The organism is Arenibaculum sp., assembly GCF_035998295.1.
Lineage (GTDB): Bacteria > Pseudomonadota > Alphaproteobacteria > Azospirillales > Azospirillaceae > DASYHS01.
In genome coordinates this window covers 62,057-83,958 of record NZ_DASYHS010000216.1, presented here as the reverse complement: position 1 = coordinate 83,958, position 21,902 = coordinate 62,057, and the positions used below count along the sequence as shown (strand labels likewise).

Here is a 21,902-nt window from a genome sequence, read left to right as displayed (position 1 = left end):
TCAGCCGCGGTTCATGCGGTTCTCGACGAGATCGCCGACGACGGCGGGATCGGCCAGCGTCGAGGTGTCGCCGAGAGCTTCGTGCTCGTTGGCGGCGATCTTGCGCAGGATGCGGCGCATGATCTTGCCCGAGCGCGTCTTCGGCAGGCCGGGCGACCACTGGATCAGGTCGGGGCTCGCGATCGGCCCGATTTCCTTGCGGACCCAGGCGACGAGTTCCTTTCGCAGGTCCTCCGACGGCGTCTCGCCGGCGTTCAGCGTCACGTAGGCGTAGATGCCCTGGCCCTTGAGATCGTGCGGGTAACCGACCACCGCCGCCTCGGCGACCTTCGGATGGGCGACCAGCGCGCTCTCGATCTCGGCCGTGCCCATGCGGTGGCCGGAGACGTTGATGACGTCATCGACGCGACCGGTGATCCAATAGTAGCCGTCCTCGTCCCTCCGGCAGCCGTCTCCGGTGAAGTACATGCCCTCGAAGGCCGAGAAGTAGGTCTGCACGAAGCGCTGGTGATCGCCGTACACGGTGCGCATCTGGCCGGGCCAGCTCTCGGCGATGCAGAGGTTGCCCTCGGTGGCCCCTTCCAGCACCTTGCCGTCGTTGTCGACGATGACGGGCTTCACGCCGAAGAAGGGCTTCGTCGCCGATCCGGGCTTCGTCGCGATCGCGCCCGGCAGCGGCGTGATCATCAGGCCTCCCGTCTCGGTCTGCCACCATGTGTCGACGATCGGGCAGCGGCCGTCGCCGACGACGCGGTGGAACCACAGCCACGCCTCCGGGTTGATCGGCTCCCCGACCGAGCCGAGGATGCGCAGGCTGGCGCGGCTGGTCCGCTTCACCGGCTCCTCGCCCTCGCGCATCAGCGCGCGGATCGCGGTCGGGGCGGTATAGAAGATGCTGACCTTGTGCTTGTCGACGACTTCCCAGAACCGCGAGGCGCTCGGGTAGTTGGGCACGCCCTCGAACATCAGGGTGGTGGCGCCGTTGGCGAGCGGGCCGTAGACGATGTAGCTGTGGCCGGTGACCCAGCCGACGTCGGCCGTGCACCAGTACACCTCGCCCGGCTTGTAGTCGAAGACGTACTGGTGCGTCATCGACGCGAAGACGAGATAGCCGCCGCTGGTGTGCAGGACGCCCTTCGGCTTGCCGGTCGAACCGGAGGTGTAGAGGATGAACAGCGGGTCCTCGGCGCCCATGGGCTCGGGCGGGCATTCGGCCGACACCCCGGCGCATTCCTCGTGCCACCAGAAGTCCCGCCCCTCGACCCAGTCGACCGCGCCGCCGGTGCGCCGGACGACGAACTGGCGGCGCACGCCGGGGCACGACGACAGCGCCTCGTCGGCGTTCTTCTTCAGCGGTACCTTGCGCCCGCCGCGCAGCCCCTCGTCGGCGGTGATCACGACATGGCTATCGCCATCGACGATGCGGTCGCGCAGCGAGTCGGGCGAGAAACCGCCGAAGACGACGGAATGGACGGCCCCGATGCGCGCGCAGGCCAGCATCGCGTAGGCGGCTTCCGGGATCATCGGCAGGTAGATCGTGACCCGGTCGCCCTTCTTGACGCCATGCGCCTTCAGCACGTTGGCGAAGCGCGAGACCTGCTCGTGCAGCTCGCGGTAGGTGATGTGCCGCGATTCGGCGGGGTCGTCGCCTTCCCAGACGATCGCCGTCCGATCCGCCTTGTCGGCGAGGTGCCGGTCGATGCAGTTGGCGCTGACGTTCAGCTTGCCGTCGTCGAACCAGCGGATATGGACGTCGCCGCGGAAGCTGGCATCCCGGACCCGGGTGTAGGGCTCGATCCAGTCGATGCGCTTGCCGTGCTCGGCCCAGAAGCCCTCGGGATCCCGGATCGACTGTTCGTACATGCGCGCATGGGTCGCCGCGTCCACCCAGGCCGATTTCGCGATCTCGGCGGGAGGCTCGAAGAGGGTGTCTGCGTTGGACATAGGTTCGCGTTTCCCCCGATGGTTCGTTTTCGTTTACGGGCAGCGGCCGAACCGAAACGTTCGAGACGCGGCTCCTTCCGGTCGAGGATCAATCTATCCGCGCCACCCCGCCGCCGACAAGTCGGCATCCCTTCTTTTCCGCCGTCCGCCGGCTACGGAGCGCCGTCCGCGTCGAGGGCGCGACGCGTTGCCCGCCTTCCGCAATAGGGACCAAGCCGCAAGGCAGGGAAGTTCTCGGCCGGGGTTCGGAAAAACCAAATGTTAACTAGATGTTAACCTACCGACATTTAGGAAGGGAAATAATTACTGGAGAGGCGGCCGCACGCACGGCAGCCCACGGGGGCCGAGTTCCGGGTGACGAGCATGCCGCGGGGGGCGCCGGCTTCCCGCGCCGTCCGCCCTTTGTCCCGGTCCCGATTGCCGTGCGCCGCCGCGGGGGGACCGGAGGACACATGACCGCTGACATGAACGCGCCGGAGACGGCCCTTGCCGCCAGGCGCGGCTTTTGGACCGTCGGCCGAAAGGTGACGGCTGCATTCACCGCCGCCATCGTACTCGGCTTCGTGCTGATCGTGGGCCTCCAGGCCGTCGAGCAGCGCGCCAGCCTGATCGACCAGGCGACGGCGAGCGCACGCACGAAGTCGGAAATGCTGGCGACGGCGATCCGCATCGGCGTCTCCGGGCACGACGGCGCTGCGATCGAGAGCGAGTTCCTTCCCCTCGCCAGGGTCGAGGGCACCGAACTCGCGGCCGTCTACGCCACCCATGCCGACGGCAGCGTGCTCATCGAGTTCCAGCACGAGACCCTGCCGCCTTACGCGCTCGGCGAGGAGAAGGCGTTGCTGAAGCAGGTCCTGGAAGGGTCGGGCACCCTGACGATGACGACGGCCAGTCACCTGATCGTCGCCACGCCGGTCACCAACCTGCGCGGCACCCAGATCACCGGCACGCTCATGATCGCCTGGAGCCTCCATCGCCAGAACGCGGCCATACGGACCGCGCTGGTCAACCAGACCGCGATGTCGATGATCGTCCTCGTCGGCCAGCTCATCGTTCTCAACCTCCTGCTCGGGCGGTTCACCGTCCGTCCGCTGCGCGCGATGTCGGCGGCGATGGCGCAGCTCGCCCGGGGCGACAGTTCGGTCGAGGTGCCCGGCGCCGACCGCCGCGACGAGATCGGCGCCATGGCGGCGGCGGTCCGCGTCTTCCGCGACAACGCCCGCAAGATCGAACTGCTGCATTCCGAGCAGGAAGCACAAACCCAGCGCGCCGAGCGGGAGAAGCGCGATGCCCTGCTCGCGCTGGCCGACCGGTTCCAGGGCACCGTCAGCCGCCTCGTCCGCGAGATCGGCGACGCGTCCGACCGCATGGCGGAGACGGCGGCCTCCATGGCGGACGTCGCCGGCCAGGCCGCCCGACGCTCCGGCGAGGCGGCGTCAGGCGCCGAGGCCGCGCTCGACAACGTGCAGTCCGTCTCCGTCTCGGCCGCCCAGCTCGCCGGCTCCATCAACGAGATCGCGGGCCAGGTCGGGCAGTCCGCCTCCATCGCAGGCCGCGCCGTCTCCGACGCGGAACGCACCAACGCCACGGTCCAGAGCCTCATGGAAAGCGCCGAGCGCATCGGCGAAGTGGTCAGGCTGATCAACGACATCGCGAATCAGACCAATCTGCTGGCGCTGAACGCGACCATCGAAGCCGCGCGGGCCGGCGAAGCCGGCAAGGGCTTCGCGGTCGTGGCCAGCGAGGTCAAGAGCTTGGCGAACCAGACCGCCAAAGCGACGGAGGAGATCGCGAGCCAGATCGGCACGATGCAGACCGTGACCAAGGATGCAGCCGGCGCCATCCAGGGGATCGGCCGCACCATCGGCGAGATCAACGAGATCACCGCGATGATCGCGGCCGCGGTCGAGGAGCAGAGCGCCGCGACCCAGGAGATCGCGCGCGCGGTCGAAATGGCGGCGGCGGGAACGCGTTCGGTCTCCGACACGATCACCGACGTGACGCGGACTGCCGATACGACCGGCAAAGCCGCGGGCACGGTGCTCGACGCGGCGCAGGGCCTGACCGGCCAGTCGCGCAGCCTGGCGGGCGAGGTCGACCGCTTCCTGTCCGAGATCCGGGCAGGATGACCGGTCGACTATCTTCCGGCTCGTTTACGCCCCCTTAACGAGCAGCCGTTACCCTTCCCGGAAGGCCCGCTGGCGGCCGGGAAGGGGAAGACCATGTCGAGTGATGCGGAAGTGACGGTGATCGGGCGCGGCGCCTTGCCTGCCGGCGCCGTGCCCGCCGACTCGGACCCCGTGCGGCGGTTGACCCGTCTCGGCACCGGCAGCTGCGTCATGATTCTCGACCAGGTGCTGCGCGGCACCGGGGATGCCGCCGGCGCCGCGGACGCGGCGGCCCTCGCCCGGCGCATGACCCGCGCCACCCGGGATTTCCGAGCCGCCGCCGCCGATCTTTCCCGCCACTCCTGATCGGGCGGAGCTGATTTGCCGGGCTTTCGAGCCCGGTTTTCTTTTTTCCGTTTGCATTTATCCAAATACGAATTTATTCATCTTTGGATAAATTCGTATTTGGGGAACGTCGATGTTCGATCGCTCCCGGGAGCGCGCGGAACTCCTGCACCATCTCCGCCTCGGCCGCAGCATCCTGATGCTGGCGCCCCGCCGCGTCGGCAAGACCTGGCTGATCAACCGCGTTGCCGAGGACGTTCGCGGCCGAGGCTGGACGGCGGTCCTGTGCGACGTCGAGGGAATGAGCCGGGAAACGGAATTCCTCTTCGAGATCTGCCGCCGGATCGAGGAACAGGAAGGCCTTGCGGAAAAGACCGAGGGGCGTGCGAGGCAGCTCCTCAACCAGCTCTTCTCCAAGGATCTCGCCAACGGATGGCAGGAGGCCCTGGGCCGGATGGACTGGGTCTCCTTCGCCGAAACACTGGTCCGCGGTCTTCACGAACGCGGCAGGGACACGCTGATCCTGATCGACGAGCTGGCGCTGTTCCTTGCCGCGCGCCTGCGCGACGACCCGGAGGGGGCGCGGGCATTCCTCTACGGCCTGCGGCGGTTGCAGCAGCGCTATTCCAGGGTCCGCTGGCTGTTCACCGGCTCGATCGGCCTCGACACCATTGCCAAGCGCGGCGAGATCGGCGGGGCGCTCGTCGACCTGACCCTCTACCCGCTCGAGCCGTTCGAACCCGACGAGGCAAGCGCCTTCCTGGACTTCCTTTCGAGCGGCGGGGCCGTGCTCCATCCCTTCGCCCTCGAGCGGACGGCCTTCACTCATTTCGCGCGCGAACTCGGCTGGCTGTCGCCCTACTACCTCGACCTCGTCGCCCGCGAAATCCGGCCGAGCGGTCCATCCGGCCCCTGCGGCCGCCCCCTCGCCACGCCCGCGGACGTGGACGCCGCTTTCGAGGCCATGCTGGCCGCCGGGCGGCGCCCCTATTTCGTGACCTGGGAGGAACACCTCTCGAAGAACTTTCCACGGCCGGAGACCGACGCCCTGCGCAGCATCCTCGCCGCCTGCGCGCGCGAGCCGGCGGGCGAACGGCTGGGAACGCTGCGGGCTCGGCTGGCCGGCCCGCCGCATGGCCTGGACATGCGGGCGCTGAGGGATCTGCTGACCATTCTGACCAATGACGGCTACCTGGCCGAGGTGCCCGACGGCGAGGAGCCGCGGTTCCGCTTCCGCTCCGGCCTGCTGCGCCGTTACTGGTTGCGCTATCACATCGACGGCGGCCACATGGACGGCGTGCGATGACCGGCATCGCGATCTACGACCCCCGGCGCCTGGGCGAGGAGGATTTCCTCGCCGGCTTCACCGCCCGCCAGGAACTGCTGGAGTTCCTCCTGCGCCAGCTCCGGAACATGGGGATCGAGGGCGAGGCCGGGCACCGCGTCGCCATCGGCCAGCGCGGGATGGGCAAGACCAGCCTGCTGCGCCGCGTCGCGATCGGCATCGCCCGCGACCCGACCCTCGCGCGGACGCTGCTGCCGCTGACTTTTCGCGAAGAGCAGTACAACGTGCGCAGCCTCGATCATTTCTGGCGCAACTGCGCAGAGGCGCTGGCGGACTGGCTGGAACGGTCCGGCGACGGCGAGGCGGCCGATCTGCTGGACCGCGAGTTGCGGGGGCCGGCATGGCGCGGCGCGGACGAGGCAGCCGACGCCTTTCTCGACCGGGCGGCGCGGACCGGACGGCGGCCGGTGCTGCTGGTCGATAACCTGGACCTCGTGCTCGACGCTCTTCCGGCCGAGCAGCACTGGAAGCTGCGCCGCATCCTGCAGTCGCGCCGCGGCCCGATCGTCTATGCCGCTTCGTCGCGGTTCCCGCGGCAGATCGGTGATCCCCAGGCGGCCTTCTACGAGTTCTTCCGGATCGACATGCTGGACCCGCTGAACGAACGGGAGGCGCTGCTCTGCATGGAGCGCCTGGCGGCAGCGCGCGGCGAAGCCGGCACGCCCGTGATGGAGATCGTGCGGCGCGAACCGCAGCGGCTGCGCGTACTGCACGCCCTGGCCGACGGCAACCCGCGCATCCTCGCCCTGCTCTACCAGCTTCTCGAGCGTACGGAGAGCGATACCGCCTTCGACGACCTGGAAGTGCTGCTGGACCAGCTAACCCCCTACTACAAGGCGCGCGTGGAGGAATTGCGGACGGAGCTGCAGCGCTCGATCCTCGACGCGATCGCGCTCAACTGGGACCCGATCACGTCGCACGACCTTTCGGTGGCGACGGGGGTGGAGGTCACGACCGTGTCCTCCCAGCTCAGCCGGCTGAAGAATCTCGGGCTGGTTGCCGAGGTGGAGACGTCGGGCAGCCGGGCCGGCTACCAGCTCGCCGAACGATTTTTCAATGTCTGGTACCTGATGCGCCATGGCACGCGGCGCACCCGCCAGAAGATGCAATGGCTGACCGCCTTCCTGCAGGAGTTCTACACCGCCGAGGACCTGAAGCTGATGCGCGGTCACGCGGCCCGGGACCCCGCGTCCGGCGATCAGGGAACGCCCTATGCCGACGTCCGCGATGCCGACGCCCTCGATGCTGCCGCCGAGGACGGCGGGCGGGCGGGACTCGCCGAAGCGGCCGCGTCCTTCGCCGCCCCGTCCAGCCCCCGCGTGCCGGACGCCGCGCGTGAACTCGCCGAGGACAATTTCGGCGCCGCGGCCCGCCATCTAGGCGATGTGCTCGACCTGGGCGGGTCCGGCCCGTTCCCAACGGACGACCTGCTGTACCTGCTGGGACTGTTCGAGGCGCGCGGCTACGGCGAACGCCTGATCGCCTGGTTCGAGCAGACCGGCCGATCGGACCGCCACGCGCCGCTGCACGCCGCCTTCGTCGCCCATGTCCGCGGCGACCGCACGCTGCTGGACGTCAACCCCGAGGTGCGACGGACCGCCGAACGCCTCCACGCGCGGCTGGCCGGACGGCGGAGCGGCGCCAGGCCGGCGCCGTCCCGGGGCAAACGGCGTGGGCGGCCGCGCCGGCAGCCGGGCTGAGGCCGGTCACCTACGCGTCGATGCCGGCCAGGGCGCAGACCTTGCGCCAATGATCCTCGCTGACGGGGCAGACCGACAGCCGCGACTGGCGCACCAGCGCCATCGCCGACAGTTCGGGGTCGGCCTTGATCTGCTTCAGCGTGACCGGCGTTCGCACCGGCATCACCGGCACCACGTCGACCATGCCGAAGCGTCCCGACCCGTCCGAGGGGTCGGGGTAGTATTCCTTGACCACCTCGACCACGCCGACCACTTCCAACCCTTCGTTGGAATGGTAGAAGAAGCCGCGATCGCCGGTCTTCATGGCTTTCAGGTTGTTGGATGCCTGATGGTTGCGCACGCCGTCCCAATGGGTCCGACCCTCCGTCACGAGGCGGTCCCAGGAGTACTTGAACGGCTCCGACTTCAACAGCCAGTAGGCCATGGCGTCGTCAGCCCCGCGGCAGCACGCGGCGCCACGGCCGGATCGTGACCGACTGGAACAGCCCCGCCTTCGCGTAGGGATCGCCGGCGCAGAAGCCCTCGGCCTCCGCACGGTCCGCGAAGTCGATGATCAGCAGGCTGCCGGTCATGGACTGTCCGTCCTCCGACAGCGTGGGCCCGGCGGCGTGGAGCCGGTCGCCCAGGGCCTCCAGATAGGCCAGATGCTCGGCGCGGTTCGCGCTGCGGACGGCGGCGCTGCCGGGCTTGTCGACGCAATCGATGATGTACAGCACGTCTCGCTCCCTCGGTTGCGACGGGACCGTAGCGCATCGCGGCACCCCGCGCAAACGGAGTGGATGCCCCTCATTCGCCCTCGGGCCGGAACGGCCGGCTCGTCAGCGCGGTCACGGTCTCGTCGATGTCGGCGCCGCGGTCGAGGATCGCCTCGACCGCGGCGCAGATCGGCATGTCGACGCCGAGGCGCGCGGCGAGCGCCGTCACCGCGCGCGCGGTCGTCACGCCCTCGGCGACGGAATGCCGCCCTGCCAGCACGTCGGCAAGCCGCCGCCCCGCGCCCAGCGCCGCCCCGAGCGACGTGTTGCGCGACTGGAGGCTCGTGCAGGTCAAGGTCAGATCGCCGAGCCCCGACAGGCCCATCAGCGTCTCCCGCCGCGCTCCCAGCGCCGCGCCGAGCCGTCCGATCTCGGCGAGGCCGCGGGTGATCAGCGCGGCGCGGGCGTTGTCGCCGAGCGCACGGCCCTGGACGATGCCGCAGGCGATCGCGAGCACGTTCTTGACCGCCCCGCCGATCTCCGTCCCGACCACGTCGTCGCTCCAGTAGGGACGGAAGCTGCGGCTTCCGAGCGCCGTCGCCAGCGCCTCGCCGAGCGCCCGGTCGCGGCACGCGATCGCGACCGCGGTCGGCAGGCCGCGCGCGACCTCCGCGGCGAAGGTCGGCCCCGACAGCACGGCCAGCGGCGCCGACGGCAGCTCGACCGCGACGACCTCGGACATCAACGCGCCGCTGCCGATCTCGATGCCCTTGGCGCAGACGACGACCGGAACGCCGGGACGCAGATGCGGGCGCAGCATCGCGACGGCCGGGCGCAAATGCTGCGCCGGCATCGCCAGCAGCACGGCATCGCACGCGCCGAGATCCGATGCGTCGTCGGTTGGTGCGGGGACCGGGTCGAGGCGGATGCCCGGCAGGTATCGGTGGTTGGCGCCGTCGCGCGCGATCTCCTCGGCCGCCTCGGGGCGGCGCGCCCACAGCACCGCGCGCCGCCCGGCCCGGCCCGCGGCGACGGCAAGCGCGGTGCCCCAGGCCCCGGCCCCCAGGACGCCGATGATCGGGAAGGTGGAACGGACCGTCATGCGCTCAAGCCTTGATGCCGGCGCCGGTCACGCGCGGCGCCGCCGGATCGAGCGGCCAGCGCGGCCTCGGCGCGAAGTCGAGCGGGTCGGCGAGGCCCATCGCCAGCCGCTCCGCCCCGGCCCAGGCGATCATGGCGCCGTTGTCGGTGCACAGCGACAGCGGCGGTGCCACGAACCGCATCCCGGCCCCTTCGGCGAGATCGGCCAGCCGCGCCCGGATCACGCGGTTGGCGGCTACCCCGCCGGCCACCACCAGGGCGCGGAGCCCAGGATGCGCCGCCCGGGCCAGAGCGACGGCGCGGCGCGCGCGGTCGGCGAGCGCGTCGGCCACGGCCTCCTGGAACGAGGCGGCAAGATCGCGCCGGTCGGCCTCGGAGAGCGGCGTCGGCAAGGCTTCGATGGCGAAGCGCACGGCCGTCTTCAGGCCGGAAAAGGACAGATTGCAGCCGGGCCGGCCCTTCATCGGGCGTGGCAGGGCGAAGCGGGCGGAATCTCCGTTCTCAGCCGCGCGCTCCAGCAACGGGCCGCCGGGATATCCCAGGCCCATCAGCTTGGCCGCCTTGTCGAAGGCCTCGCCGACCGCGTCGTCGATCGTGGTGCCGAGCCTGCGGTAGCGGCCGACGCCCTCGACCAGGAGGAACTGGCTGTGCCCGCCGGACACCAGCAGCAGCAGATAGGGGAAGTCCAGTTCCGGGTCGGTCAGCCGCGCGGTCAGCGCATGGCCTTCCAGGTGGTTGACGGCGAGGAAGGGCAGTCCGTGCACGGCGGCGACCGCCTTGGCGGTCATGACCCCGACGATCACGCCGCCGATCAGCCCCGGGCCGCCGGTCGCGGCGACGCCGTCGAGATCGGCGAAGTCCAGCCCCGCCTCGGCCAGCGCGCGCGCCATCAACCCGTCCACCTGCTCGAGATGGGCGCGTGCCGCGATCTCGGGAACGACGCCGCCATAGGGCCCGTGCTCGGCGAGCTGCGAGAGGACGAGGTTCGAACGGATTTCCCGCCCCGACGTGACGACGGCGACCGCCGTCTCGTCGCAGCTCGTCTCGATGCCCAGCACGGTCACGGACCGGGGCTGAACTGCTTGGTGATCACCAGTGAGACGCATCCGCCCTCGACCTCCAGGAACTTGTCCGCTGTCCGGGGCAGCGGGATCTTGTGCTTGCGGCAATAAAGGATGACACAGGCCGCGATCTCGCGCCGTCCGAGCCTGAGCTCGTTGTAGCGCCGGGCGCCGAGCTGCTCGAACTGCGCGTAGACGCCGACCTCGGGCTCGGCCGAAACCCAGACGCGGTGAAGCTGGCCGTGGGGAACCAGGTCCGGATGCATCGTACGGAACAGCAGCACCGCGTCCTTCAGCGCATCGTTCGAGAAGATGATCTGCCGCTTTTCCGTGATCATTGGTAATCCGGAGGGGGACTCGGGGCGAGGCCGCCATTCTCCCTTAGATAGAGCGTGACACCGCCGCCCGCCACCCTTTTGGCGCTGCGGCCCGCCACCCGTTTGGCGCCGCGACGCTACAGGGCTTTCCTCGCCGGTGCGTTGGGAATAAACAGGGCGGCATGACCACTCGCTTGAGAATCGGGACCCGCGGCAGCCCGCTCGCGCTCGCCCAGGCCCACCAGACCAGGGACCGCCTCGCCGCCGCCCATCCGGCCCTCGCGCAGCCGGGCGCGATCGAGATCGTCGTGATCCGGACGACCGGTGACGCGATCTTGGACCGGACGCTGAGCGAGGCCGGAGGCAAAGGCCTGTTCACCAAGGAGATCGAAGAGGCGCTCGTCGATCGCCGCATCGACCTCGCCGTCCACTCCATGAAGGACGTGCCGACCTGGCTGCCGGACGGCCTCGACATCTGCTGCGTCCTGCCGCGCGAGGATCCGCGCGACGCGTTCTTCTCGCCGAAGGCGCCATCGATCGACGAGTTGCCACGAGGCGCCGTCGTCGGTACGGCGAGCCTGCGCCGCCAGGCGCTCGTGCTGGCCAGACGGCCGGACCTGAAGGTCGTGCCCTTCCGCGGCAATGTCGACACGCGGCTGCGCAAGCTGGCCGAGGGCGAGGCGGACGCGACGCTGCTGGCACTGGCGGGGCTCAATCGCCTCGGCATCGCCGACCGGGCCACCTCGGTGATCGAGCCCTCGGTGATGCTCCCCGCGGTGGCGCAGGGTGCGATCGGCATCGAAGTGCGCGCGGACGACGCCGAGACGCGAGCCCTGCTCGCCCCATTGAACTGCGGCGACACGATGCTGCGCATCACGGCCGAGCGCGCGCTGCTCGCGGTGCTCGACGGGTCGTGCCGCACGCCGATCGCGGCGCTGGCCGAGCTTCGGCCGGACGGGCTGCACCTGGACGGGCTCGTCGCCTCGCCGGATGGGCGGCAGATCCTGCGCGCCAGCCGCCACGGCGCCGCCGCCGACGCCGCGCAGCTCGGCTCCGATGCCGGGCGGGAACTGAAGTCGCGGCTGCCGCCGGGCTTCTTCGCCCCGTGAGCGGACCGTACCGGCGCCTGTTGGTGACACGCCCGGGAGAAGACGGCCGCGCGCTGGCGGCCCTCGTCGAGGCGCGGGGCGCCACGGCTTTGATCGATCCGATGCTCGAAATCGAGCATCATGCGGGACCGCCCCTCGATCTGGCGGGCGCACAGGCCCTGCTGTTCACGAGCGCCAATGGCGTACGAGCCGCTGCCGCGCGTACGTCCGAGCGCTCGCTACCGGCTTTTGCCGTCGGCGACGCGACCGCGCGGGCTGCCCGGGCGGCCGGTTTCGCGGATGTCCGCAGCGCCGGCGGCGACGTCGGCGATCTGACCGCATTGGTCGCCCGTTCCCTGGTTCCGGGCGCGGGGCGGCTGGTGCATGCCGCCGGTACTGCGGTGGCCGGCGACCTCGGCGCGGCGCTGGCGGCAGCGGGCTTTGTAGTCGAGCGCGCGGTTCTGTACGCAGCCCGTCCCGCCGCCTCTCTCGCGGAATCGACGGTACGCGAGCTGTACGCGGGAACAATCGACGCGGTCCTGTTTTTCTCTCCTCGTACGGCAAGAAGCTTTGTTAGGCTTGCCGGGCAGGCGGGCTTGGATGCACGTCTCGTCGCCGTCGACGCCCTGTGCCTCAGCACAGCCGTCGCCATGGAGGCGCGTACGATGCCCTGGCACGCGATCCGCGTAGCCGAACGGCCGGAGCAGGCCACCCTGCTCGACCTGCTCCGGTAGGAGTTTCCGTGGAGCGGTTGACGCTCTCGCCCGAGAAACAGGGAACGCAGTTCATGAGCCCTCGCCCCGACCAGCCGGACGACCCGACGCCGGACCCTGCCGAGGGGACGCCGACGGCGGGCGCCGCCGAGCGCATCATCGAGAAGTTCGGGGGCATTCGCCCCATGGCGCACAAGCTGGAAATCCCCGTGACCACGGTCCAGGGATGGAAGAAGCGCGGCGCGATCCCGACCGCGCGCCATGCCGACCTGCTGGCCGCCGCGACCCGCCACGGCATCGCCCTCGACGCCGAGGAACTCGCCGCCGCCGCGCCGAGCGAGGAGCCCGTCGGGGAAGCATCCGCGGAAACGCCGGGGCCGGAGCGGCTATTCGAAGGCGAAGTCGTGGACGATCGCGCCTCCGGACCCGACGACGAGCCCCGGCCGGTCGACGAACGGGCAGCCGATACCCTGCCTGCCGCTTCGCTGCCCGCCGCGGATGCCTCGCGCCCTCCCGAAGGTGCCGCACCGGGTTCGCGGCGCGCCGGCGGACGAAAGCTGGCCGTCGCCGCGACGGTGCTGTCGCTGCTGGCCCTCGGCACCGCCCTCACCGCCCCGTGGTGGGCGAGCGAGCTGCTGACGCCGGCATTCGGCGAGCCGCGGAGCCCGGCCAACGTCGCCGCGCTCCAGTCCCGGGTCGACGAGCTCGCGGCACGGCTGGAAGCGGCGGAGCGGCCCCAGGAAGGAGCTCAATCCGGTGCCGGCGATCTTGCCGAGACGGTGAGCGCGCTCGAGGCACGCATCGCCGAGGTGGCCGAGACGGCACGCCAGGCGACCGAGGCCGCCCGCCAGTCGGGAGAGCAGGCGGCGGCTGCCGCCCGTCAGTCGGAAGAGCAGGCGGCTGCCGCCGCCCGTCAGTCGGAAGAGCAGGCTGCCGCGAACGGCGAGGCGGCCGCGGCGCGCATCGCGGAAATCGAGCAGCAGCTCGGGGCGCTGGCGTCGCGGATTCCCGAACAGCCGGTCGGAACGGCGCAGCTGGAACAGCAGCTCCAGGAACTGCGGAGCACGCTGGAGCGCAACGCCCAGACGATCGCATCGCTGGAGACCGAAGCCAACCGCCTCGCCAGCGAGCTGTCGGGAGCGACCCAGCGCGTCGCCGGGCTCGCCCAATCGGTCGAGCAGCGGCAGACTGCGGATGCGGAGACTCAGGCGCTGGTGCTCGCCGCCGGCCAGCTCCGCGCTGCACTCCAGGAATCGGACGACTTCGCCGCCGAATTGCAGACGCTGCGCCAGCTCGGCGCCGAGGACGGCGAGATCGCCGAGGCGGCCGCGGCGCTGGGCCCCTACGCCGAGGGCGGCATCCCGACCCGGCCCCAGCTCGACGACCGGTTCTCGCGGTACGCCCCGGACATCGTCCAGGCCGGGCGGACCGCGGACGGCGGCGAGTGGTACGATCGCGCCCTGAACCGCGTCACCTCGCTGGTCTCGGTGCGCCGGGTCGGCGGCGACGTCCCGGGCGACGGTGCCGCGGCGGTGGTCGCCCGCACGGAAGCGCTGCTCGACCACGGGAACCTGGATGCCGCCGTCGAACAGCTGTCCACCTTGCAGGGTCCGGCGGCGGAGGCGGCGGAGCCCTGGCTCGCCCAGGCCCGCGCCCGCCTGCTCGCCGAGCGTGTCTCGACGGCTCTGACCCGTCACGCCATCGGCCGCCTCGCCGGCATCGAGACATCGAACGCCACTTCCGGCACCACATCCAGCGCCCAAGACGGCGGGACGGTTCGGCAATGACGCGCGCCCTCTGGTTCATCCTGAAGCTCGCGATCCTGGTCGCGATCGTGGTCTGGCTCGCCGAGAACCCCGGCGCCGTCACGCTGGCCTGGCGGGGCTACGTGGTCGAGACGTCGATCGCGATCCTGCTGCTGGCGATCGTGGTGGTCGCGGTGGTGGCGGCGCTGCTGTACCGGTTGTGGAAGGCGATCCGCAGGGCCCCCCGCCGGTTCGGCCGCCGGCGCCGGGCCAGGAAGCGCGAGCGCGGCTACCAGGCGCTGACCCGCGGCATGGTCGCGGTCGCCGCCGGCGATGCGGCCGCCGCGCGGCGCTTCGCGACCGAAGCCGACAACCTGCTGCGCGACCCGCCGTTGACGATGCTGCTCTCGGCCCAGGCGGCCCAGCTCAACGGCGACGACCGGGCCGCGGAGAAGTATTTCCAGGCGATGCTGGAGCGGCCGGAGACGGCGTTCCTGGGCGTGCGCGGCCTGCTCAACAAGGCTCTGCGAGAGAACGACCGCCCCGTGGCGCTGAAGCTCGCCCGCCAGGCGCACGACCTCCAGCCCCGGACCCCGTGGGTGCTGACGACGCTGTTCGACCTGGAAGCCCGCTCCGGCCATTGGGAGCAGGCCGAGCGCATCCTGCTGGAGGCGCAGAAGCTGGGTGCAGTCGCGCCCGACATCGCGCGCCGCCACCGGACGGCCCTGCTGCTGGAGCGCAGCTACGAGGCCGAACTCGCCGGGCGCGTGGGCGAAGCGCAGACCCTGGCGGGCTCCGCACACGACCAGATGCCCGGCTTCGCCCCGGCTGCGGTCCGTTCCGCCCTGCTGCTGGCCCGGGCCGGCAAGCCGAAGCCCGCCGTCCGCACGATCGAGCGGGCCTGGCGGATCGAGCCGCATCCCGACCTGGCCGACGCCTTCCGCGAGATCGAACCGAATGCCGATGCGCTCGCCCAGGTGAAGCGGTTCGAGCGGCTGATGTCGGCCAACCCGGACCATCCCGAAAGCCATTTGGCCCTGGCGCGCGTGGCGCTGACGGCACGGCTCTGGGGCGAGGCGAGGAAGCACCTCAGCAAGGCGCTGGCCCTGCGGCCGAGTCGTCGGACGTATCGGTTGCTGGCCGACCTCGCGCAGGAGGAACACGGCGACGCGATCGGCGCGCGGGACTGGCTCGCCAAGGCGGCACTGGCGCCGGAGGACCCGGGCTGGAGCTGCGGCAACTGCGGTGCGGGTTTTGGCTCCTGGCGCGGCGTGTGCGGCAATTGCGGCAGCTTCGACAGCGTCCAATGGCGCGAAACGCCGACGGGGGACGCCTTGGCGGGTCCGGCCGGCACCGATCTCCTGGCGCCACCCGAACCACGCCAGTCCGCCGCCTGAACCGGGATTCCGGAGACCGCGAGGAGACGCCCCATGACGACCTTGACCTTCGATCCGTCGCTGGGCCCCCATGTCGCGGGCGCGCTCGGGGACTACGTCGCCAAGCTGCGCGAACACCAGTCGGCGACGCCTTCGGCAGCCGAAAAGGCCAGCTACGAGCGCACGATCGCCGAGATGAGGAACCTGATCCAGGACCTTCATGCGCAGTCCTGAACGCCGGTCGGGCTTCCGGACCTCGACAACGGGCGGCCGGGCGCGATACACCGCGCCATGACCGAATCGCCGCTCGCCGCCCGGACCGCGGCACTGGACCTCATCGGGTCGGTGCTGCGCCGGCGCACACCCCTCGACGATGCCTTCGACGCCCACCCGGAAATCCCGGCGCTGGAGACGCGCGACCGCGCCTTCGTCCGACTACTCGCCTCGACCGTGCTGCGCCGGCTCGGCCAGATCGACAGCTTGCTGCGCGAGAGCCTCGACCGGCCGGACCCGGTGAAGGGCGGGGTCCAGGACGTGCTGCGCCTCGGCACGGCCCAGCTGGTCTTCCTGGGCACGCCCGCCCATGCCGCCGTCGACACGGGCGTGGCGCTGGCCGAGGCACGCGGGCTCGACCGCTACAAGGGCCTGATCAACGCCGTCCTGCGCCGCATCGCGCGCGACGGGCCGGCCGCCGCCGCCGCGCAGGACGCCGGCCGGCTCAACACGCCGGACTGGCTGTGGCTTGCTTGGCGCCAGGCCTATGGCACGGCGCGCGCACGCGCGATCGTCGAAGCCAATCTGACCGAGGCGCCGCTCGACCTCACGGCCAAGAGCGATCCCGACGCCTGGACGGGCCCGCTGGAGGCGCGCCTGACGCCGACCGGTACGCTGCGCCGCACGGCGGGCGGCCCGATCGGCGAGCTGCCGGGTTTCGCCGAGGGTGCTTGGTGGGTCCAGGACATGGCGGCGGCGCTGCCGGCGAAGCTGTTTCCGGACCTGGCGGGCCGGATGGTCTACGACCTCGCGGCGGCGCCGGGCGGCAAGACCGCGCAACTCGCCGCCGCCGGCGCCCACGTGACGGCGCTCGACCGGTCCGAGCGGCGGCTCGTCCGGTTGACGGAGAATCTCCGCCGCCTCGGCCTCGAGGCCGAGACGGTCGTGGGCGACGCCGCGCGCTGGCAGCCGCCCGCCCCGGCGGACGCGGTCCTGTTGGACGCGCCGTGCAGCGCCACCGGCGCGATCCGGCGCCATCCCGACATCCAGCGGCTGAAGACGGCCGAGGACGTGGCGCGGCTGGCGCCGGTCCAGGGCCGCATGCTGGCCCACGCCGTGACGCTGGTTAAGCCGGGGGGCTTCCTGGTCTACTGCACCTGCTCGCTACAGCCCGAGGAGGGAGAGCGGCAGATCGACGCCCTGCTCGCCTCCGGCGCACCGGTCGAGCGGGTTCCCGTCGAGGCGTCGGAGGTCGGCGGGCTCGCCGAGCTGGTGAACGGGCGCGGCGAGTTGCGTACCCTGCCCGGCCAGCTCGCGGAGCTTGGCGGGATCGACGGCTTCTTCGTCGCCCGCCTGCGGCGAACGAGCTGAGCGCCGGCGCCCTCGCCTCCCTTGCGGCAGCTTCGGCAACTTGCTAGGACACGGGGACCATGCAGCAAGCCACCCGAATCGCTCCGTCGATCCTTTCGGCCGATTTCGCCCGGCTGGGCGAGGAGGTCCGCGCGATCGACCGCGCCGGCGCCGACTACGTCCATATCGACGTGATGGACGGCCACTTCGTTCCCAACATCACGATCGGCCCCGGTGTGGTGAAGGCGCTGCGCCCCCATTCGGACAAGGTCTTCGACGTCCACCTGATGATTTCGCCGGTCGATCCCTACATCGCCGATTTCGCGAAGGCGGGCGCCGACATCATCACGGTCCATCCCGAGGCGGGCCCGCACCTGCATCGCACGATCCAGCTCATCAAGTCGCTGGGCAAGAAGGCGGGGGTGTCGTTGAACCCGGCGACGCCGCTGGACATCCTGGACTACGTGCTGGGCGAACTCGACCTGGTGCTGGTGATGAGCGTCAATCCCGGCTTCGGAGGCCAGAGCTTCATCCCGTCCCAGCTCGACAAGATCCGCGAGCTGCGCCGGCGCATCGATGCGCTCGACCGCCCCATCGACCTGGAGGTCGATGGCGGCATCAACGTCCAGACCGCGGCCCTGGCGGTGGAGGCCGGGGCGGACGTGCTCGTCGCCGGGACCGCGACTTTCGCCGGCGGGCCCGATGCCTATGCGGACAACATCCGCCGGCTCAGGGGCGCCTGAGCCGGGATGACGGCACCGCGCGACACGCTGGCCCGCCTGCGCGATGGTGCCCGCGCGTTCGCCTTCCGCAATCCTCTCTATGGGCTGACGCTCGCCGGGCGTGCGCCTTCGGCGCTGTCCTGCGTGCCGAACGACCCCTGGCCGGGCGACGCCGCCGCCGGTGGCGAGCTGCTCGAAGGACGCTACCGCTTCGCCGGCACGCTGGTCGAAGCGGAGGAGCCGCCCTGGTCCCAGGCCGGCGTGCATCCCGCCTGGCATTCCGCCATCAACGGGTTCGAGTGGCTGCGCGACCTGCGCGCGGTCGGCGGCGACACCGCCCGCCGCCACGCCCGCGCGCTGATCACGAGCTGGCTCGACCGCAATCACGGCTGGCGCGAGGAGAGCTGGGTCCCCGACGTGCTGGGCATGCGCGTCGCGACCTGGATCGGGCTTCACGACTTCTACTGCTCGAGCGCCGACGATGCCTTCCGGACCCGGGTCTTCGAGAGCCTCGCGCGCCAAGCCCGGCATCTCGGCCGGGTGACGCCCGGCACGCTCGACGGCGCCCGGCTGATGGCGGCGATCAAGGGCCTGGTCTTCGCCGGCGTCGCGCTGCCCGGCGCCGAACGGGGCCTGGTCGCCGGGCTCAGGCTGCTCGAGCGCGAGCTGCCGCGCCAGGTCCTGCCCGATGGCGGGCACGCCGAGCGCAACCCGGAGACCCATCTCCACGTCCTGCGCCACCTGATCGACATGCGCGCCGCGCTGCGCATGGCGAAGGCGGAACTGCCTGAAGCCCTCCAGCACGCGATCGACCGCATGACGCCGGCGCTGCGCTTCTTCCGCCATGGCGACGGCGGGCTCGCCCTGTTCAACGGCGGCCAGGAAGGCGAAGGCGCGCTGGTCGACGCCGTGCTGGCCCAGAGCGACGCGCGCGGCCGCCCGCTCAAGAGCATGCCCCATTCCGGCTTCGAACGCCTGCTCGCCGGCCGGACCCTCGTGCTGATGGATGTCGGCCGCCCGCCGCCGCCCGGGCTGGATGCGCATGCGCATGCCGGCGCACTGGCTTTCGAGATGAGCGTCGGGCGCGAACGGCTGATCGTGAACTGCGGCGCGCACCCCTGTCCGACCGGCCCCTGGCGCAGCGGGCTCGCCGCGACCGCGGCGCATTCGACCGTGACGGTCGAGGAGACCAACTCGGCCGAGGTGCTGGAGGGCGGCGGCATCGGCCGGCGGCCGGGGCGGGTATCGTGCGAGCGGGTCGAGGGCGACGGCGCGACGCTGGTCGAAGCCGGCCATGACGGCTACCTGCGCAGCTTCCGCCTGGCGCATCACCGCCGGCTCTACCTCGCCGACAACGGCGAGGACCTGCGCGGCGAGGACGTGCTCGAAGGCCCGGCCGGCCATGCGTTCACGGTGCGCTTCCACCTCCACCCCTCGGTGCAGGTGTCGCTGATCCAGAATGGCGCCGCGGCCCTGCTGCGGCTGCCGGGCGGGACGGGCTGGCGCCTGCGCGCGACCGGCGGCCGTCTGGCACTGGCCGAGAGCGTGCATCTCGGCAGCGGCGAGGATGCCCGGCGCACCAGCCAGATCACTCTTTCGGGCACGACGCTTCCCGACCGCACCGCCATCAAATGGGCGCTGCGCCGGGAGAAGAAGCAGCCCTGACGGTTATCCCGACAAGCCTCCATCCAGGACCGATGCCATGAGCACCGAACCGATCCGCGTTTCCCGCGCGCTCTTTTCCGTTTCCGACAAGTCCGGGCTGCTGGATTTCGCCCGCTTCCTGGCCGATGCCGGCGTCGAGATCCTGTCCACCGGCGGCTCCGCCAAGGCGCTGCGCGGCGCCGGCATCGCCGTGCGCGACGTCGGCGAGCACACCGGTTTTCCCGAGATCATGGACGGGCGGGTCAAGACGCTGCATCCCCGCATCCATGGCGGCATCCTGGGCCGGCGCGACGTCGACGCCGCGGTGATGGCCGAACACGACATCCCGCCGATCGACCTGGTCGTGGTCAACCTCTACCCGTTCGAGGCGACGGTGGCACGTGGCGCCTCCTTCGACGACTGCATCGAGAACATCGACATCGGCGGTCCGGCCCTGATCCGCGCGGCAGCCAAGAACCACGCCTTCGTTACGGTCGTCACCGACCCGGCCGACTACGCCGCCGTGATGGAGGAGATGCGCGCGAACGGCGACGCCACGACGGCGGCGCTGCGCCGCCGGCTCGCCGGCGCCGCCTACGCGCGCACGGCAGCCTACGACGCCGCGATCGGCCGCTGGTTCGCCGGCGTCGAAGGCGAGGCGTTCGCGAAGCGGGTGACGATCGCGGGCGAGCTGCGCCAGACGCTGCGCTACGGCGAGAACCCGCACCAGAGCGCCGCCTTCTACGTGACCGGCGAGCGCCGGCCCGGCATCGCGACCGCGACCCAGCTCCAGGGCAAGGAGCTCAGCTACAACAACCTCAACGATACGGACGCCGCCTTCGAGCTGGTGGCGGAGTTCGAGGAGCCGGCGGTCGCGATCATCAAGCATGCCAATCCCTGCGGCGTCGCGGTCGCGGCCACGCTGCTCGACGCCTACGGCCAGGCGCTTGCCTGTGATCCGGTCTCGGCCTTCGGCGGCATCATCGCGGTGAACCGCACGCTGGACGGCGAAACGGCCGAGGCGATCGCGAAGCTGTTCGCCGAGGTCGTGATCGCGCCCGGCGCCGACGAGGAGGCGCGACGCGTACTCGGCGCGAAGAAGAACCTGCGGGTGCTGCTGACCGGCGCGATGCCCGACCCGGCCGAGGCCGGCACGACCGTGCGCTCGGTCGCAGGCGGCTTCCTGCTCCAGACCCGCGACGACGGGCGCATCAGCCCGGGTGAGCTGCGCGTGGTGACGAAGCGCGCCCCGAGCGAAACGGAACTGCGCGACATGCTGTTCGCCTTCCGGGTCGCCAAGCACGTCAAGTCGAACGCGATCGTCTATGCCAGGGGCGGGGCCACGGTCGGCATCGGCGCCGGGCAGATGAGCCGCGTCGACAGCTCGCGCATCGCCGCCTGGAAATCCGCCGACGCCGCGAAGGCCGCCGGCCTCGCCCAGCCGGGCGCGGTCGGCTCGGTGGTGGCGTCGGACGCCTTCTTCCCCTTCGCCGACGGGCTGCTGGCCGCCGCCGAGGCGGGCGCCACGGCGGTGATCCAGCCCGGCGGCAGCATGCGCGACGCCGAGGTCGTGGCGGCCGCCGACGAGAAGGGCCTTGCCATGGTCTTCACGGGCATGCGCCACTTCCGCCACTGAGAGGGAACGGGATGCGGCATTCCACCCAGCGCGACGGGACCGGCCAACCGATCCCGCTCCACGGGAGCAAAGGCTTCGAGGGGATGCGCCGCGCCGGACGGCTCGCCGCCGAGACGCTCGACTTCGTCGCCGGCCATATCCGCCCCGGGATCTCGACCGGCGAGCTCGACCGGCTGTGCGAGGTGTTCATGCGCGCGGCCGGCGCCGTGCCGGCCACGATCGGCTACCAGGGCTACCGCCATGCGACCTGCATCTCGGTCAACCACGTCGTCACCCACGGCATCCCGTCCGACGACAAGGTCCTGGCCGAGGGCGACGTCGTGAACGTCGACGTCACGCCCGTGCTCGACGGCTGGCACGGCGATTCGAGCCGCACCTACGAAGTGGGCCGGGTGCCGGTGAAGGCGGCCCGTCTGGTGGGCGCGGCCAGGGAAGCGCTGGCGGCGGGCCTCGCCGCGATCCGCCCCGGCGCCACGCTGGGCGATGTCGGCCATGCCATCGAGACCGTGGCGCGACGCGAACGCTTCTCGGTCGTTCGCGACTTCTGCGGCCACGGCGTCGGCCGTGTGTTCCACGATGCACCGCAGGTGCTGCACTACGGCCGGCCCGGCACGGGCGTGGTGCTGGAGCCGGGCATGATCTTCACGGTGGAGCCGATGCTGAACGCCGGCCGGCCCGAGGTGAAGGTATTGGCCGACGGCTGGACGGCAGTGACCCGCGACCGCACGCTCTCGGCCCAGTTCGAGCACTCCGTCGGCGTCACCGGGGACGGCGTCGAGGTCTTCACGCTGGCGTGACG

The 21,902-nt window shown here is 71.3% G+C and carries 20 protein-coding genes; 14 read left to right on the top strand and 6 right to left on the bottom strand.

What is annotated here, in order from left to right:
- Nucleotides 1–1,944 (bottom strand): acetate--CoA ligase, encoded by a 1,944-nt coding sequence (acs, locus tag VGO20_RS21060; protein WP_327504347.1) that lies wholly within the window; start codon nt 1,942–1,944, stop codon nt 1–3.
- Nucleotides 1,945–2,396: 452 nt separating this feature from the next.
- Between acs and VGO20_RS21055 the strand changes: the two genes are divergently transcribed.
- The 4 genes from VGO20_RS21055 (at nt 2,397) to VGO20_RS21040 (ending at nt 7,442) form a co-directional block, all read left to right on the top strand.
- Nucleotides 2,397–4,073, top strand: a complete 1,677-nt coding sequence (locus tag VGO20_RS21055; protein ID WP_327504346.1) for a methyl-accepting chemotaxis protein — start codon at nt 2,397–2,399, stop codon at nt 4,071–4,073.
- 93 nt (nt 4,074–4,166) lie between these two features.
- Nucleotides 4,167–4,418: a hypothetical protein gene (locus VGO20_RS21050; protein WP_327504345.1), complete on the top strand. Its 252-nt coding sequence runs from the start codon at nt 4,167–4,169 to the stop codon at nt 4,416–4,418.
- A 112-nt stretch (nt 4,419–4,530) separates the two neighbouring features.
- A complete protein-coding gene (locus VGO20_RS21045; RefSeq protein ID WP_327504344.1) occupies nt 4,531–5,703 on the top strand; it encodes an ATP-binding protein in 1,173 nt (390 codons plus the stop codon).
- On the top strand, nt 5,700–7,442 hold the full coding sequence (locus VGO20_RS21040) for a winged helix-turn-helix domain-containing protein (RefSeq protein WP_327504343.1): 1,743 nt from the start codon (nt 5,700–5,702) through the stop codon (nt 7,440–7,442). Before VGO20_RS21045 ends, VGO20_RS21040 begins: the two co-directional genes overlap by 4 nt.
- A gap of 10 nt (nt 7,443–7,452) precedes the next feature.
- Here the strand turns inward: VGO20_RS21040 and VGO20_RS21035 are convergent, their stop codons facing one another.
- From VGO20_RS21035 to VGO20_RS21015, 5 genes are all read right to left on the bottom strand, one after another.
- Nucleotides 7,453–7,866, bottom strand: a complete 414-nt coding sequence (locus VGO20_RS21035; protein WP_327504342.1) for an EVE domain-containing protein — start codon at nt 7,864–7,866, stop codon at nt 7,453–7,455.
- Nucleotides 7,867–7,873: 7 nt separating this feature from the next.
- Entirely contained in the window at nt 7,874–8,158 is a 285-nt protein-coding gene (locus VGO20_RS21030; protein WP_327504341.1) for a YciI family protein, read from the bottom strand.
- A gap of 70 nt (nt 8,159–8,228) precedes the next feature.
- Nucleotides 8,229–9,239, bottom strand: coding sequence for an NAD(P)H-dependent glycerol-3-phosphate dehydrogenase (locus VGO20_RS21025; protein WP_327504340.1), 1,011 nt, complete (start codon nt 9,237–9,239; stop codon nt 8,229–8,231).
- A 4-nt stretch (nt 9,240–9,243) separates the two neighbouring features.
- Nucleotides 9,244–10,302: a tRNA (adenosine(37)-N6)-threonylcarbamoyltransferase complex transferase subunit TsaD gene (gene tsaD / locus VGO20_RS21020; protein ID WP_327504339.1), complete on the bottom strand. Its 1,059-nt coding sequence runs from the start codon at nt 10,300–10,302 to the stop codon at nt 9,244–9,246.
- Nucleotides 10,299–10,637 carry a hypothetical protein gene (locus VGO20_RS21015; RefSeq protein WP_327504338.1) on the bottom strand — a complete coding sequence of 113 codons (339 nt, stop codon included), beginning with the start codon at nt 10,635–10,637 and terminating at the stop codon, nt 10,299–10,301. The genes tsaD and VGO20_RS21015 overlap by 4 nt, the downstream gene beginning before the upstream one ends.
- A gap of 161 nt (nt 10,638–10,798) precedes the next feature.
- Here VGO20_RS21015 and hemC point away from each other — a divergent pair, with 161 nt between their 5' ends.
- Genes hemC through map form a run of 10 tightly spaced genes read left to right on the top strand, consistent with a single transcriptional unit; the run spans nt 10,799 to nt 21,900 of the window.
- Nucleotides 10,799–11,725: a hydroxymethylbilane synthase gene (hemC, locus tag VGO20_RS21010; protein WP_327504337.1), complete on the top strand. Its 927-nt coding sequence runs from the start codon at nt 10,799–10,801 to the stop codon at nt 11,723–11,725.
- On the top strand, nt 11,722–12,438 hold the full coding sequence (locus VGO20_RS21005) for a uroporphyrinogen-III synthase (protein WP_327504336.1): 717 nt from the start codon (nt 11,722–11,724) through the stop codon (nt 12,436–12,438). Before hemC ends, VGO20_RS21005 begins: the two co-directional genes overlap by 4 nt.
- 53 nt (nt 12,439–12,491) lie before the next feature.
- Complete coding sequence (locus tag VGO20_RS21000; RefSeq protein WP_327504335.1) at nt 12,492–14,204, top strand: mitofilin family membrane protein; 1,713 nt, start codon at nt 12,492–12,494, stop codon at nt 14,202–14,204.
- Nucleotides 14,201–15,559, top strand: a complete 1,359-nt coding sequence (locus VGO20_RS20995) for a heme biosynthesis protein HemY (protein WP_327504334.1) — start codon at nt 14,201–14,203, stop codon at nt 15,557–15,559. The genes VGO20_RS21000 and VGO20_RS20995 overlap by 4 nt, the downstream gene beginning before the upstream one ends.
- A 33-nt stretch (nt 15,560–15,592) precedes the next feature.
- The gene (locus VGO20_RS20990; RefSeq protein WP_327504333.1) at nt 15,593–15,772 is read left to right on the top strand and encodes a hypothetical protein; all 180 of its coding nucleotides are present in this window, start codon (nt 15,593–15,595) and stop codon (nt 15,770–15,772) included.
- Nucleotides 15,773–15,829: 57 nt separating this feature from the next.
- Complete coding sequence (locus VGO20_RS20985; RefSeq protein ID WP_327504332.1) at nt 15,830–17,122, top strand: RsmB/NOP family class I SAM-dependent RNA methyltransferase; 1,293 nt, start codon at nt 15,830–15,832, stop codon at nt 17,120–17,122.
- A gap of 59 nt (nt 17,123–17,181) precedes the next feature.
- Nucleotides 17,182–17,844: a ribulose-phosphate 3-epimerase gene (gene rpe / locus VGO20_RS20980; protein ID WP_327504331.1), complete on the top strand. Its 663-nt coding sequence runs from the start codon at nt 17,182–17,184 to the stop codon at nt 17,842–17,844.
- Nucleotides 17,845–17,850: 6 nt separating this feature from the next.
- On the top strand, nt 17,851–19,488 hold the full coding sequence (locus tag VGO20_RS20975) for a heparinase II/III family protein (protein WP_327504330.1): 1,638 nt from the start codon (nt 17,851–17,853) through the stop codon (nt 19,486–19,488).
- A 37-nt stretch (nt 19,489–19,525) separates the two neighbouring features.
- Nucleotides 19,526–21,103: a bifunctional phosphoribosylaminoimidazolecarboxamide formyltransferase/IMP cyclohydrolase gene (gene purH / locus VGO20_RS20970; protein ID WP_327504329.1), complete on the top strand. Its 1,578-nt coding sequence runs from the start codon at nt 19,526–19,528 to the stop codon at nt 21,101–21,103.
- An 11-nt stretch (nt 21,104–21,114) separates the two neighbouring features.
- Nucleotides 21,115–21,900 (top strand): type I methionyl aminopeptidase, encoded by a 786-nt coding sequence (gene map, locus VGO20_RS20965; RefSeq protein ID WP_327504328.1) that lies wholly within the window; start codon nt 21,115–21,117, stop codon nt 21,898–21,900.
- Nucleotides 21,901–21,902 lie beyond the last annotated feature (2 nt).

What these genes read in the sequence shown, in the direction of transcription:
- acs (WP_327504347.1), bottom strand. Translation starts at nt 1,944, where the DNA reads ATGTCCAACGCAGACACCCTCTTCGAGCCTCCCGCCGAGATCGCGAAA.
- VGO20_RS21055 (WP_327504346.1), top strand. Translation starts at nt 2,397, where the DNA reads ATGACCGCTGACATGAACGCGCCGGAGACGGCCCTTGCCGCCAGGCGC.
- VGO20_RS21050 (WP_327504345.1), top strand. Translation starts at nt 4,167, where the DNA reads ATGTCGAGTGATGCGGAAGTGACGGTGATCGGGCGCGGCGCCTTGCCT.
- VGO20_RS21045 (WP_327504344.1), top strand. Translation starts at nt 4,531, where the DNA reads ATGTTCGATCGCTCCCGGGAGCGCGCGGAACTCCTGCACCATCTCCGC.
- VGO20_RS21040 (WP_327504343.1), top strand. Translation starts at nt 5,700, where the DNA reads ATGACCGGCATCGCGATCTACGACCCCCGGCGCCTGGGCGAGGAGGAT.
- VGO20_RS21035 (WP_327504342.1), bottom strand. Translation starts at nt 7,866, where the DNA reads ATGGCCTACTGGCTGTTGAAGTCGGAGCCGTTCAAGTACTCCTGGGAC.
- VGO20_RS21025 (WP_327504340.1), bottom strand. Translation starts at nt 9,239, where the DNA reads ATGACGGTCCGTTCCACCTTCCCGATCATCGGCGTCCTGGGGGCCGGG.
- VGO20_RS21015 (WP_327504338.1), bottom strand. Translation starts at nt 10,637, where the DNA reads ATGATCACGGAAAAGCGGCAGATCATCTTCTCGAACGATGCGCTGAAG.
- hemC (WP_327504337.1), top strand. Translation starts at nt 10,799, where the DNA reads ATGACCACTCGCTTGAGAATCGGGACCCGCGGCAGCCCGCTCGCGCTC.
- VGO20_RS21000 (WP_327504335.1), top strand. Translation starts at nt 12,492, where the DNA reads ATGAGCCCTCGCCCCGACCAGCCGGACGACCCGACGCCGGACCCTGCC.
- VGO20_RS20995 (WP_327504334.1), top strand. Translation starts at nt 14,201, where the DNA reads ATGACGCGCGCCCTCTGGTTCATCCTGAAGCTCGCGATCCTGGTCGCG.
- VGO20_RS20990 (WP_327504333.1), top strand. Translation starts at nt 15,593, where the DNA reads ATGACGACCTTGACCTTCGATCCGTCGCTGGGCCCCCATGTCGCGGGC.
- VGO20_RS20985 (WP_327504332.1), top strand. Translation starts at nt 15,830, where the DNA reads ATGACCGAATCGCCGCTCGCCGCCCGGACCGCGGCACTGGACCTCATC.
- rpe (WP_327504331.1), top strand. Translation starts at nt 17,182, where the DNA reads ATGCAGCAAGCCACCCGAATCGCTCCGTCGATCCTTTCGGCCGATTTC.
- VGO20_RS20975 (WP_327504330.1), top strand. Translation starts at nt 17,851, where the DNA reads ATGACGGCACCGCGCGACACGCTGGCCCGCCTGCGCGATGGTGCCCGC.
- purH (WP_327504329.1), top strand. Translation starts at nt 19,526, where the DNA reads ATGAGCACCGAACCGATCCGCGTTTCCCGCGCGCTCTTTTCCGTTTCC.
- map (WP_327504328.1), top strand. Translation starts at nt 21,115, where the DNA reads ATGCGGCATTCCACCCAGCGCGACGGGACCGGCCAACCGATCCCGCTC.